Raw genomic sequence first — 13,458 nt, forward strand, 5'->3', positions numbered from 1 at the left:
TCGCTTTCTGTGACAGGAGGCAACCATCGCGGCGGACAGCGGGCCGACCGTCCCCGGTTGAGGCACGGTCAGCCCGTGTACCGGTAAGTAGCCGACGCCTGTTCGTACAGCCGGGTCACCTCGTCGCGCTCCGCCTCCGGGCCGCGGACCTGTAGCACGTGGTAGCGCCCGTCGATCAGCATCGCGACGTTGCGCACGTACAGCTCGCCGCCGTCGCCGCCGGTCCAGGTGAACTGCCCCTCGGCCATGGTCCGTCCGCCGACCTCGATGGTCTTCAGCCCGCTGGAGGTGGCCCAGCTCGAGGCGCGGTAGGACTGCAACTCGGGTTCACTGTCGCGCTGGTAGACCATCGGGTCGTCGCCGAACTCGGCCGCGCGGTCCCGGCCCGGTACGACGATGAGCTCGAAGTCGCCCTTGCCGTAGACGACCTGGCCGCTGCCGTTGCGGGGGGCGCGGTTCCAGCCCTCGGCGACGGCGACGCGGAAGCCCTCGGCGTCCTCGCGGAGGGCGAACCCGTCGGCGACGTCCGGGGCGTTGCCCTGCGTCTCGGTGGATCCGGTCTCCGTCCCGGAGGCGCTGGGGCCGGCGTCCGGGGACGTCTGCTCCGGCCGGGGCTCGCTGCTGACGTCCGGGGACCGCTCGGGCGGCGCCTGGCTCGCCTCGCCGACGGACCCCGTCCGGTCGGTGGGCCCGTCGCCTGTCGTGTCGCTCTTCGGCATGAAGAACATGGCGTAGGCGATCGCTCCGGCCAGGGCGAGCAGTATCAGCAGGAGCAGCGCCCGGCCGAGGCTGCGCGGGGAACGGGTCGTCTCCCGCCTGTCGCGTTTGTGCCGTCCGTGGTGCGCGGGCAGCCCGGCGCGCCGCCTGCGCACCAGCTCGCCGCGGCGACGCACGATGGGCAGCCGGCCGGTCTCGACCGGCGGGGCCGAGACGACGTGCAGGCCGGCCTCCGGCTCGGGCGCCGACCGCACCAGCGAACGCAGCCAGCCGCTGAGCTCCTCGAACTCGATGCGTTCGGTGGGGTCCTGACGCAGCAGCGACTCCACGACCGGCCGCAGCGGCCCGCACTCCTCGGCGAACGCCGGCGGCTCCGCGCAGACGATCTGGACCAGCTCGGCGGTCGACTCCTCCGGGTAGGGCGCGTGCCCCTGTACCGCTCGGAAGAGCAGCGCGCCCAGCGCCCACAGGTCGGTGGCGGGACCGATGGGCGCGGCCAGTTGCCAGTTCTCGTGCACCGGCCCGGCCTGCTCCGGCGCCCAGCGCTCGGTCACCGGCCCGACCACGGCCATCCGCGTCTGCCGCGCCCGCTCGGCGGCGAGCGCCGTGGCCGGACCGCGTGGCGCGGGAGGACGGGCGGCCGGGTCGTCCCACTGCCCGGTGGGCGCGGCGGGCCCGGGCTCCTCCCGCGCCGAGGCGGGCAGGGCGGGGCCGGCCGCCGGAGCGGAGGGCGCGGCGGACGCCGGTTCGCCGACGGGGCGGGGCGTCGCACCGTGCCAGGAGGTCGTGCCCACGCCGTAGGGGTCGGCGATCTGCCCCGGCGGGACGGCGCCGGGTGAGGTGCCGGGGGCGGCCGCGTAGGCGGAACGCCCGGTCGCCGACGGGCTCCCCTGACCGGCGGCGTGGGAGGGACCCGCCGGCGCGCCGGGACCGACGGCGTGCCCAGACGGCTCGGGGCCGGCCGCGTACGAAGGCCGCACCCCCTCGGGCCCGGCGCCCGGGGTGCGGGGGTAGCGACCGGCGTCGTTGTCCGCCGTACCGGGATGCCGGCCGGCGTCGTCGGGGGCGGGGCGGGAGCCGGGCAGGGCCGCGCGGCCGTCCTGCGCCTCCTGGACCCGTGCCGCGGCCCGGGCACCAGCGCGGTACGCGGCGATCGCCCCGGCGCGCGCGGCGCGGGCGTCGCCGCCGGTGTCGGGCGGCGCGGGGGCGAGACCGGCGGCGCCGCCCGGCCCCGGGGCCCCGGGCAACGGCAGGCCACCGGCGGTCCGTGCCTCGATGGCGGCCCGCCGGGCGGCCTCGGGATCGGCGCCGCCGGGGCCGAGCGCCCCGGTCCGCACGCCTTCGAAGCCCGTGCGCCCGCCTCCGGCGCTGCCACCGGGGCCCAGGAGCCCGGGCCCGGGACCGCTGGGACCGGAAGGCCCGGCCACGACACCGCCGGGGCCACGGGGCCCGGTCTCCGCACCGCTGGGACCGGAAGGCCCGGCCACAGCACCGCCAGGACCGAGTGCCCCGGTCTCCGCACCGCGGCCCCGGCCGAAGGTCCCGTCGGGGGCGGCCGCGCCGCCCGGCTCGTCCTCGGGGGCGGGGACCGGGTCGTACCCGCACAGCGCCTCCTCCGCCGCCCCGACCGCCAGGCCGGTCAGCATCACGCGCCCGTCGTCGCAGACGAGCACGGTACGCGCGGTGATGTTGCGGTGCACCCAGCCGTAGGTGTGCAGCACCCGCAGCGCCAGGAGGATGTCGGAGGCCACCTCGGCCGCCCGGTACGGCGTCAGCGACTCCTCGGCGAGCAGGGCGGCCAGCGGCCTGGCGGCCACCAGCTCGCTGACGATCCACAGTGAACCGCCCTCGGCGAACACGTCGAAGACCTGGTCCAGACGCGGGTGGTCGGGGACGGCGGCCGCGGCCTGCGCGGCCTCGACGGCGCGGCGTACCACCGGGTCGGCGGGCCGCCGCGGTCCGCCGTGCGCGGCCGACGACCGCCCGCCGCGGTGCCGGACGGCGCCGTCGCGGGCCGTGAAGCCGTCGGGCAGGCCGTCCGCGTCGAGTACCTCCGCCTCGACGACCTCCGGCAACGGCACCTGCCGGACCAGCACTTCCTGGCCGCTGTAGGTGTCGAAGGCCCGGGTCTCGGTGAGTTCGTACTCGTCGGACGGCGGCAGGGGCAGGCGGTAGCGGTCGGCGAGTACCCGTCCCGCATAGTCGTCCACGTCGCCACCCCCGGCAGCCCGTCGGTCAAGTCCGTTCGCCCGGCGGGCCGTTCCGGCTGCTTACGGTCCGCAAGCACTCACGATACGTGCCGGAGGCAACCCGCAAAGAGGGGATGCCAGATATCGGGCCGCTCAAACCCGGGCGCCGGGGATCAGGGCTTGGGTTCGAAGGTCTTCGTCAGAGTCCGCCAGGTGTCCCGGCGCAGGTCACTGTCCCAGTCGGCGGCCTTGGCGGTGTACATGAGCGCGTAGCCCTGGTGGTCGTTGACGACGAACCCCCGGTCCACGGTCCGGTACTTGGTGCCGCCGTCCGTGTAGGTGAACTCCCAGTCGGCCGTGTTCCAGCCCCGGTAGCCCACCTTCTCTATGCGGATCTTCTCGTACTGGGAGCGGACCATGGACCGCTCCTGGTTCTTCCAGTCGGCGACCGGGTCGTCCTTGGGCGTGGACGTCCAGGCGACGAGCAGCTTCTGCCCCCGCGGGCCGGTGAACCGGTCGCCCGTGGCGCCCGTGGACCGGTACTCCCAGCCCTTCGGCAGTCCGAGGGTGTAGCCCTGCTCGCCCTGGTGGGTGGCGGCCGCGCCCTCGTCGTCGTCCGGCTTCCCGGCATCGTCAGAGCCGGATCCGGTACCGGCGTCCCCGGAGGCACTCGCCCCGGAGTCCGGGGCGGCGCCGCCCGGGGCCCCGTCCGTCGCCGGGTCCGAGGCGGAGCCGTCGGTACCGGTCCCGCTCTCCTCGTCCTGCCTGGTGTCGCCGCTCGCGGTGGCGGAGGCGACGGCCTTGTCACCGCCGCCGCCCTGGGCGCCGTTCTCCTCGTCGCCGCCGAGGGTGAGGGCCAGCACGGTGCCGAGCACGGCGAGCGTCACGATCACCGCGATGATCACCAGCGTCCTGCGCGGCACCACGTCGGTGAGCGGCGCCCGGGGCACGGACCGGGGCGGCAGGTCCGGTGGCGGCACGACGGGCCAGCCCGAGTTCCGGTTTCCGCCGGGCGCGTTCGTCGCACCGGGGCCCGCTGCGGCACCGGCACCCGGCCCCCTCGCCGGTGCGGCGGAACCCGGCCCGCGCGACGCGGCGGCGGCCGACCCGGCGGAGCCCGGCATGCCGGTTCCCGGTGCGGCCGGGCCTTCGGCGGAACCGGCCCCGCCCGGCTTGGTCCGGGAGGCGGCCGCGGCACCGGCCGCGCCGCCCCCGACGGCGGCCTTGCGCACGGAGCGGAGCGCCCCGCGCAACCGCTCCCCGGGCTCCTCGCCGCGCCTGCCCCCGGCGCCCGCCGAACCTCCCCGGCGGGTCCGCTCGTCCGACTGCGGCGGCAGCGGCACGACCTTGGTGGCGTCGGCCGGTTCGGCCCCGGCCGCCCGGTCCGGGGCGTGGATGACCTTGTTGAGCAGCGCCCGGGCGCCCGCGTCGTCGAGGCGGTGGGCGGGGTCCTTGTTGAGCAGCCCGTAGATGACGTCCCGCAGCGGGCCGGCGTTCTTGGGCTCCTCCAGGTTCTCCGTCATCACCGCGGTGAGGGTGGCGATCGCGGAGCCCTTGTCGTAGGGCGGGGCGCCCTCCACCGCCGCGTACAGCAGCCCGCCGAGCGACCACAGGTCGGCCGCCGGTCCCGGCTTGTGACCGCGGGCGCGCTCCGGGGAGATGTACGAGGGCGCGCCGACGAGCATGCCGGTGGAGGTGATGGACGGGTCGCCCTCGACCTGGGCGATGCCGAAGTCGGTGAGGACGACCCGGCCGTCCTCGGCGATCAGTACGTTGGACGGCTTCACGTCACGGTGCAGGATGCCCTCGCGGTGCGCGGAGCGCAGGACGTCCAGGACGGCGAGGCCGACCTCCGCCGCGCGCTTCGGCTCCAGCAGACCGTCCTCACGGATGGCCTCGGCGAGCGACTTGCCCTCGACGAGTTCCATCACGATCCAGGGCCGGTCGTCCTCCTCGACCACGTCGTAGACCGTCACGGCGCTGTTGTTGCGGATCCGCGCGATCGCCTTGGCCTCGCGCAGCGTGCGCGTGATCAGACGCCGCTTCTCCTCCTCGTCGATGTTTCCCGGGAACCGCAGCTCCTTGACGGCGACCGTGCGTCCCAGGGTCTCGTCCTCGGCCCGCCACACCGTCCCCATGCCGCCGCGGCCGAGCACGTCTCCCAGCCGGTACCGCCCGGCGAGGAGACGTGCGCTCTTGTCCGTACGGGATGTCCCCGCCCGCTCCGCCTCCGACATGCGTCCCCTCATGCAACCCGCCCTGACAGAGCCTTCATTGTCCCTCACCCGACAAGTGCTCGACGCCCAGGGTGCCTGTGACGTCGGCCGGGCGAGGGGGCGGGTGGAGCGACGGAGTGACCCTGCGTCACCCCCGCCCCGGGGGCCCCTGCCACCCGCCCTATCGCGGCACGATGTCCGGTGCCCCCAGCCGGGCCGCGTCGGCCGTCAGGTCGTCGGGCTGGCGCTGCGACTCCCGCTCTGCCTCGACCCGCTTCTCGTAGTGCTGGACCTCGCGTTCGACCTGATCCTTGTCCCAGCCCAGCACCGGTGCCATCAGCTCGGCGGCCTCGCGGGCGCCGCGCGTGCCCCGGTCGAAGGTCTCGATGGAGATGCGGGTGCGCCGGGTCAGTACGTCGTCCAGGTGCCGCGCGCCCTCGTGCGAGGCGGCGTAGACGACCTCGGCGCGCAGGTAGTCGTCGGCGGCGTGCAGCGGTTCGCCGAGGGAGGGGTCGGCGGCGACGAGCTCCAGCACCTCCTCCGCCAGGGCGCCGTACCGGTTCAGCAGGTGCTCCACGCGTACGACGTGCAGGCCGGTGCGGGCGGCGACCCGCGCCCGCGCGTTCCACAGCGCCCGGTAGCCTTCGGCGCCGAGCAGTGGCGTGTCCTCGGTGACGCAGTCGGCGACCCGCAGGTCGAGTCCGTGCACCGCCTCGTCCACGGCGTCCTTGGCCATCACCCGGTACGTCGTGTACTTGCCGCCCGCCACGACGACCAGGCCGGGCACGGGGTGCGCGACGGTGTGCTCGCGGGAGAGCTTGCTGGTGGCGTCGGACTCGCCGGCCAGCAGCGGGCGCAGTCCGGCGTACACGCCCTCGACGTCGTCGCGGGTGAGCGGCACGGACAGCACGGAGTTGACGTGCTCCAGCAGGTAGTCGATGTCCGCGCTGGACGCGGCCGGGTGGGCCTTGTCCAGGTCCCAGCCGGTGTCCGTGGTGCCGATGATCCAGTGCCGGCCCCAGGGGATGACGAACAGCACGGACTTCTCGGTGCGCAGGATCAGTCCGGTGCTGGAGTGGATGCGGTCCTTGGGCACGACCAGGTGGATGCCCTTGGAGGCGCGGACGTGGAACTGGCCGCGCTCGCCCACCATCGACTGGGTGTCGTCGGTCCACACCCCGGTCGCGTTCACGATCTGCTTGGCGCGGATCTCGTACTCGCCGCCCGCCTCGACGTCCTGCACCCGCGCGCCGACCACGCGCTCGCCCTCGCGGATGAAGGAGGTGACCCGCGCGCGGTTGGCGACCTGGGCGCCGTACGCCGCCGCCGTACGCACCAGCGTGGTCACGAAGCGGGCGTCGTCCATCTGGGCGTCGTAGTACTGCAACGCGCCGACCAGCGCGTCCTTCTTCAAGGCGGGGGCCACCCGCAGGGCGTGACCGCGGCTCAGGTGACGGTGCATCGGCAGGCCCCGGCCGTGGCCGCGGGCCATCGACATGGCGTCGTAGAGCGCGACGCCCGACCCCGCGTACAGCCGCTCCCAGCCCTTGTGCTGCAAGGGGTAGAGGAACGGCACCGGCTTCACCAGGTGCGGCGCGAGCCGCTCGAGCAGCAGACCGCGCTCCTTCAGCGCCTCCCGCACGAGGGCGAAGTCGAGCATCTCCAGATAGCGCAGGCCGCCGTGGATCAGTTTGCTGGACCTGCTGGACGTGCCCGACGCCCAGTCCCGCGCCTCGACCAGGCCGGTGGACAGGCCCCGCGTCACCGCGTCGAGCGCGGTACCCGCACCGACCACGCCCGCGCCCACCACCAGTACGTCCAGCTCGCGCTCGGCCATGCCCGCGAGCGACTCGGCGCGCTGCGCCGGCCCCAGGGTCGCTGTCCTCACTGCTGCCTCCCGCTGTGTGTCGCGTCGGCCGCACCCGTCGGGCGAAGCCCGGTTCCTGGTACCCACCATGCCCAGATTCTGACCGGCCCGCCCGACATCGGCCGCCGCACGGCCCCAGCCTGTGGACAACTTCCCCGCAGCTCGCCGCCGCCACTCGACACTCACCGAAACTCGGCGGACCAATCCCGCAAATCGGTCATATTTACTCCTAGTCTGACGTTGTGCTCGCCCATGCTGTCCACCGGGCTTGCACACCTGTCCCGCTTCGGTTACTGGGAAGGACGGCCCACGCCATGCCCGCAGATCTCGCCGTCATCGGACTCGGCCCCTACGGCCTGCCCCTGGCCCAGGCCGCCGTCAGCGCAGGCATCCCCACCCTCGGGTACCGCACCGGCCCCGAGGCCGACCCGCTCACCCCCGCCGAGGTGCGCCGCATGCTCGCCACGGGCTTTCGCACCCCCACCGGACCGGCCGAGCTGGGCCGTGTCCGCACCGCCGTCATCTGCGCCCCGACCCCGCCGGGCGCGGACGGCGGCCCGGACCTCACCCAGGTGGAGGCCGCCGCCCGCACCCTGGCCGCCCACATGCGCCCGCACACCACGGTGATCCTGGAGTCGCCCGTGCGGCCCGGGACGACGGAGGAGTTCCTGCGCCCGGTCCTGGAGCAGGGTTCCGGGCTGCGCGCCGGCCGCGACTTCCACCTCGCCTACTCCCCCAGCCGCGTCGACCCCGGCAACCGCGACTTCACCCCGGCCACCACCCCGAAGGTCATCGGCGGCCTCACCCCCGCCTGCACCGAGTCGGCCGCCACCTTCTACGGCCGGCTCACCGACAAGGTGGTCCGCGCGCGCGGCCCCCGCGAGGCGGAGACGGTGCAGCTCCTGGAGGCCAACTTCCGCCACGTCAACATCGCCCTCGTCAACGAGATGGCCGTCCTCTGCAACGACCTCGGCGTCGACCTGTGGGACGTCCTGCGCTGCGCGGAGACCAAGCCGTTCGGCTTCCAGTCCTTCCGTCCCGGCCCCGGCGTCGGCGGCCACTCCGTGCCCCAGGACCTCACCGGCCACGCCCCCCGCAGCCTGCGCATGGTGGAGCTGGCCCAGCAGGTCAACGCCCAGATGCCCCGCTACGTCGTCCAGCGCGCCGCCGCCCTCCTCAACGAGCACGGCAAGTCCGCGCGCGGCGCCCGGGTGCTGCTCCTCGGCGTCACCTACAAGGCCGACCTCGCCGACGAGCAGGCGACCCCGGCCGAGGAGATCGCCACCCGCCTGATGTCGATGGGGGCCGCCGTCAGCTACCACGACCCGCACATCCCGTCCTGGAAGGTCGCGGACCGCCCCGTACCCCGCGCCGACTCCCTCTACGAGGCCGCCGCCGACGCCGACCTGACGATCCTCCTCCAGCAGCACCGCACGTACGACCTCCAGGGCCTGTCGGTGAAGGCCCAGTTGCTGCTGGACACGCGCGGGGCCACGCCCACGGGGGCGGCGCACCGGTTGTGAGGAGGGGGCGCGCGGGGGTGACCGTGCCACGGGGCTGGTGGTGGACGGGGCGCTTCGTGGGTACCGTAGAAGGCAGGTGGAGCCCACCGCAGCGGGTACTGCGGCAGGCTCCTGAGAAGTGAACGGAGTGTCCGCCCCTAGTTCGCTGAGGGGCGGCCGCTCACTTCCCGTACATACGCAAGATCCACCTCCTCCGGAACTTCACCATCCGCAGACGGATGCGGTCCCAGCGGGTGGGCTTGCGGTGACGGCCCATGGCGCGCCCCCTTCCACGATGCCGCCATTAGCCCGGTAGGCGGTCCGTCTGGATTTCGGGCCGGGCCCCGAGAGCCCGGGTCCGGAACCGATTCCTTGGAAGGGGGCGCCCCAGAGAACTGGGTCGCCGGACACGGACATTACCGGCCCCGCACGGCCCTCCCCCGCGTATTCGCCCCGAAGGCCACCGTGCGCCCCCGCGCCACGCCACGCGCCCCCCGCCGCGCGCGCCCCTGAACACGCCGAAGAGGCCGGTCACCCCGTCAAGGGCGACCGGCCTCCTCGGAGCCGTCGAGCGGCTGTCAGCGCCGGTGCTGCGAGTCCGCCACCGTCACCTCGACGCGCTGGAACTCCTTCAGCTCGCTGTACCCGGTGGTCGACATCGCCCGGCGCAGCGCGCCGAAGAAGTTCATCGAGCCGTCGGGGTTGCGGGACGGGCCGGTGAGGATCTCCTCGATGGTGCCGACCGTGCCGAGGTCGACCTTCTTGCCGCGCGGCAGCTCCTCGTTGACGGCCTCCATGCCCCAGTGGTTGCCCCTGCCCGGCGCGTCGGTCGCGCGGGCCAGCGGCGAGCCCATCATCACCGAGTCCGCGCCGCAGGCGATGGCCTTGGGCAGGTCGCCGGACCAGCCGACACCGCCGTCGGCGATGACGTGCACGTACCGGCCGCCGGACTCGTCCATGTAGTCGCGGCGGGCCGCCGCCACGTCCGCCACCGCCGTCGCCATGGGCACCTGGATGCCCAGCACGTTGCGCGTGGTGTGGGCCGCGCCGCCGCCGAAGCCGACGAGGACGCCCGCCGCGCCGGTGCGCATGAGGTGCAGGGCGGCGGTGTAGGTGGCGCAGCCGCCGACGATCACCGGGACGTCCAGCTCGTAGATGAACTGCTTCAGGTTCAGCGGCTCGTGCGAACCGGAGACGTGCTCCGCCGAGACCGTCGTACCCCGGATGACGAAGATGTCGACGCCCGCGTCCACGACCGCCTTGGAGAACTGGGCGGTGCGCTGCGGGGAGAGCGCGGCGGCGGTGACGACGCCCGAGTCGCGCACCTCCTTGATGCGCTGCCCGATCAGCTCCTCCTGGATGGGAGCCGCGTAGATCTCCTGGAGGCGGCGGGTCGCGTTGTCCGAGTCCAGCCCGGCGATCTCGTCCAGCAGCGGCTGCGGGTCCTCGTGCCGCGTCCAGAGCCCTTCCAGGTTCAGTACGCCGAGGCCGCCCAGCTCGCCGATGCGGATGGCGGTGGCCGGGGAGACGACCGAGTCCATGGGAGCGGCCAGGAACGGCAGCTCGAAGCGGTAGGCGTCGATCTGCCAGGCGATCGAGACCTCCTTCGGGTCCCGCGTACGGCGGCTGGGGACGACGGCGATGTCGTCGAAGGCGTACGCCCGGCGGCCGCGCTTGCCGCGCCCGATCTCGATCTCAGTCACGTCTGTGGCCTTTCCCTGATGCGTTGCAGCGCCTTCCAGTATCCCCGACGGGCACGGCGGGGCACTGCTGAGGGCGGCCCCGGATGGTCCGGGGCCGCCCTCGGGAAGCCTGCTGCCTACTTGCTGCGGCTGTAGTTCGGTGCCTCGACCGTCATCTGGATGTCGTGCGGGTGGCTCTCCTTCAGCCCGGCGGAGGTGATCCGCACGAACCGGCCGTTGTCCTGGAGCTGGGGCACGGTCCGGCCGCCGACGTAGAACATCGACTGGCGCAGGCCGCCGACCAACTGGTGGACGACCGAGGAGAGCGGGCCGCGGTAGGGCACCTGGCCCTCGATGCCCTCGGGGACGAGCTGCTCGTCGGAGGCGACGCCCTCCTGGAAGTAGCGGTCCTTGGAGAACGACCTGCGGTCGCCGCGGGTCTGCATGGCGCCCAGCGAGCCCATGCCGCGGTACGACTTGAACTGCTTGCCGTTGATGAACATCAGCTCGCCCGGCGACTCCTCGCAGCCCGCGAGCAGCGAGCCCAGCATCACCGTGTCGGCACCCGCGACCAGGGCCTTGGCGATGTCGCCGGAGTACTGCAGGCCACCGTCGCCGATGACCGGGATACCGGCCTCCTTGGCGGCGAGCGACGCCTCGTAGATGGCCGTGACCTGGGGGACGCCGATGCCGGCGACGACGCGGGTGGTGCAGATGGAGCCGGGGCCGACACCGACCTTGATGCCGTCCACGCCGGCGTCGATGAGCGCCTTGGCGCCGTCGCGGGTGGCGATGTTGCCGCCGATGACGTCGACGCCGGCCGCGTTCGACTTGATCTTGGCGACCATGTCGCCGACCAGACGGGAGTGGCCGTGCGCGGTGTCGACGACGATGAAGTCGACGCCCGCCTCGATCAGCGCCTGGGCGCGCTCGAAGGCGTCACCGGCGACACCGACCGCGGCACCGACCAGCAGCCGGCCCCTGGCGTCCTTGGCGGCGTGCGGGTACTTCTCGGCCTTGACGAAGTCCTTGACCGTGATCAGGCCCTTGAGGACGCCGTGGTCGTCGACCAGCGGCAGCTTCTCGATCTTGTGGCGGCGCAGCAGCTCCATGGCGTCCACGCCGGAGATGCCGACCTTGCCGGTGACCAGCGGCATCGGGGTCATGACCTCGCGCACCTGACGGGAGCGGTCGGTCTCGAAGGCCATGTCGCGGTTGGTGACGATGCCGAGCAGCTTGCCGGCGCCGTCGGTGACCGGGACGCCGCTGATGCGGAACTTGGCGCACAGCGCGTCGGCCTCGGCGAGCAGGGCGTCCGGGTGGATGGTGATGGGGTTGGCCACCATGCCCGACTCGGAGCGCTTGACCAGGTCGACCTGGTTGGCCTGGTCCTCGATGGACAGGTTGCGGTGCAAAACGCCGACGCCGCCCTGGCGGGCCATCGCGATCGCCATGCGCGACTCGGTGACCTTGTCCATGGCGGCGGACAGCAGCGGGATGTTGACCCGCACGTTCCGGGAGACGTACGAGGCGGTGTCGATCTCGTCGGGCGCCATGTCGGACGCGCCCGGCAGGAGCAGCACGTCGTCGTAGGTCAGCCCGAGCGTCGCGAATTTTTCGGGCACTCCGTCGACGTTGGCAGTCATGACACCTTCCCCAAATGGCCTTGATCGGTGCGGATGTCCATGCTAACGGGAAGTGGACGTGGCTCATTCCACGATCAAGGACGCCCATCGCCTTCGTAGCTTCGTACGGACATCGGTCACCGTCCGTTCATGTCCGGCGCTACTGCTCCGCCAGGGCCCGCAACCGGCTCAGCGCCCGGTGCTGGGCGACCCGCACGGCACCGGGTGACATTCCCAACATCTGCCCGGTCTCCTCCGCCGTGAGCCCCACCGCGATGCGCAGCAGGAGCAGCTCGCGCTGGTTCTCGGGCAGGTTGGCCAGCAGTTTCTTGGCCCAGGCGGCGTCGCTGTTGAGCAGCGCACGCTCCTCCGGGCCCAGTGAGTCGTCCGGCCGCTCGGGCATCTCGTCGGACGGGACGGCCGTCGAGCCGGGGTGCCGCATGGCCGCGCGCTGCAGGTCGGCGACCTTGTGGGCGGCGATGGCGAAGACGAACGCCTCGAAGGGACGCCCGGTGTCCTTGTAGCGGGGCAGCGCGAGCAGCACCGCGACGCAGACCTCCTGGGCGAGGTCCTCGACGAAGTGCCGGGCGTCGCCGGGCAGGCGGGACAGCCGCGTGCGGCAGTAGCGCAGCGCCAAGGGGTGGACATGGGCGAGCAGGTCGTGCGTGGCCTGCTCGTCCCCGTCGACGGCACGATGGACGAGCCCACCGACCGTCCCTTGGTCAGGGGCAGCATCGTCGTCACGCATCGGTCCATGGTGCCTTGCGGCCGTCCGATCCGTGGCTCCGTGCCCGTTGTTGTGCACCGAAGCGTTATGAGCAGGTGCGCCGGAACTCATCCCCTGCGCCCTCCCCTTCCGCTCGACCGACTCGTCCCCGAGGAACTCCACACCTCAAGGATGCGTCATCCGCGCCGAAACGAGCAGCGGGCACCCGGCGGGTCGCCTTGTCACCCCCGCCCACCTCGCGATAAGCGGGGATCGCGGCATCCCCGACGGGCCCTTCCGGCCTCCACCGCACGGGGTGCTCCTAGCGGACCAGGCCCCACCGGAAGCCGAGCGCCACCGCGTGTGCCCGGTCCGAGGCGCCGAGCTTCTTGAAGAGCCGCCGGGCGTGCGTCTTGACGGTGTCCTCGGAGAGGAACAGCTCGCGGCCGATCTCCGCGTTGGAGCGGCCGTGGCTCATGCCCTCGAGGACCTGGATCTCACGCGCGGTGAGCGTGGGCGCGGCGCCCATCTCGGCCGAGCGCAGCCGGCGCGGGGCGAGCCGCCAGGTCGGGTCGGCGAGGGCCTGCGTGACCGTGGCGCGCAGTTCGGCGCGCGAGGCGTCCTTGTGCAGGTAGCCCCGGGCACCGGCGGCGACCGCGAGGGCCACGCCGTCCAGGTCCTCGGCGACGGTGAGCATGATGATGCGCGCGCCGGGGTCGGCGGACAGCAGCCGCCGGACGGTCTCGACGCCGCCCAGACCGGGCATGCGCACGTCCATCAGAATGAGGTCCGAGCGGTCGGCACCCCAGCGGCGGAGGACTTCCTCGCCGTTGGCGGCCGTCGTCACACGCTCGACGCCGGGCACGGTCGCGACCGCGCGGCGGAGCGCCTCTCGGGCAAGCGGGGAGTCGTCGCAGACGAGGACGGAAGTCATGGCCGTCCTCCGCAGCAAAT

General features: G+C 73.4%; 8 protein-coding genes. 1 reads left to right on the plus strand and 7 read right to left on the minus strand.

Going from position 1 to position 13,458, the window contains the following annotated elements; genetic code table 11:
* Positions 1–68: 68 nt before the first annotated feature.
* The 3 genes from B1H29_RS14545 to B1H29_RS14555 all read right to left on the minus strand — a co-directional run bounded on the left by B1H29_RS14545 (position 69) and on the right by B1H29_RS14555 (position 7,010).
* Complete coding sequence (locus B1H29_RS14545) at positions 69–2,927, minus strand: protein kinase (RefSeq protein WP_055418302.1); 2,859 nt, start codon at positions 2,925–2,927, stop codon at positions 69–71.
* A gap of 152 nt (positions 2,928–3,079) precedes the next feature.
* Positions 3,080–5,143, minus strand: a complete 2,064-nt coding sequence (locus B1H29_RS14550; protein WP_055418303.1) for a serine/threonine-protein kinase — start codon at positions 5,141–5,143, stop codon at positions 3,080–3,082.
* A gap of 160 nt (positions 5,144–5,303) precedes the next feature.
* Positions 5,304–7,010, minus strand: a complete 1,707-nt coding sequence (locus B1H29_RS14555; protein ID WP_055418304.1) for a glycerol-3-phosphate dehydrogenase/oxidase — start codon at positions 7,008–7,010, stop codon at positions 5,304–5,306.
* A gap of 293 nt (positions 7,011–7,303) precedes the next feature.
* Here B1H29_RS14555 and B1H29_RS14560 point away from each other — a divergent pair, with 293 nt between their 5' ends.
* A complete protein-coding gene (locus tag B1H29_RS14560) occupies positions 7,304–8,512 on the plus strand; it encodes a nucleotide sugar dehydrogenase (protein ID WP_055418305.1) in 1,209 nt (402 codons plus the stop codon).
* Positions 8,513–9,069: 557 nt separating this feature from the next.
* Here B1H29_RS14560 and B1H29_RS14565 read toward each other — a convergent pair.
* The 4 genes from B1H29_RS14565 to B1H29_RS14580 form a co-directional block, all read right to left on the minus strand.
* Entirely contained in the window at positions 9,070–10,194 is a 1,125-nt protein-coding gene (locus B1H29_RS14565; protein WP_055418306.1) for a GuaB3 family IMP dehydrogenase-related protein, read from the minus strand.
* Positions 10,195–10,310: 116 nt separating this feature from the next.
* Complete coding sequence (guaB, locus tag B1H29_RS14570; RefSeq protein WP_055418307.1) at positions 10,311–11,819, minus strand: IMP dehydrogenase; 1,509 nt, start codon at positions 11,817–11,819, stop codon at positions 10,311–10,313.
* A gap of 139 nt (positions 11,820–11,958) precedes the next feature.
* The gene (locus tag B1H29_RS14575) at positions 11,959–12,546 is read right to left on the minus strand and encodes a sigma-70 family RNA polymerase sigma factor (protein WP_055418308.1); all 588 of its coding nucleotides are present in this window, start codon (positions 12,544–12,546) and stop codon (positions 11,959–11,961) included.
* 280 nt (positions 12,547–12,826) lie between these two features.
* A complete protein-coding gene (locus B1H29_RS14580) occupies positions 12,827–13,438 on the minus strand; it encodes a response regulator transcription factor (protein WP_003948568.1) in 612 nt (203 codons plus the stop codon).
* Positions 13,439–13,458 lie beyond the last annotated feature (20 nt).

This window comes from Streptomyces pactum (assembly GCF_002005225.1).
GTDB classification, from domain to species: Bacteria; Actinomycetota; Actinomycetes; order Streptomycetales; family Streptomycetaceae; genus Streptomyces; species Streptomyces pactum_A.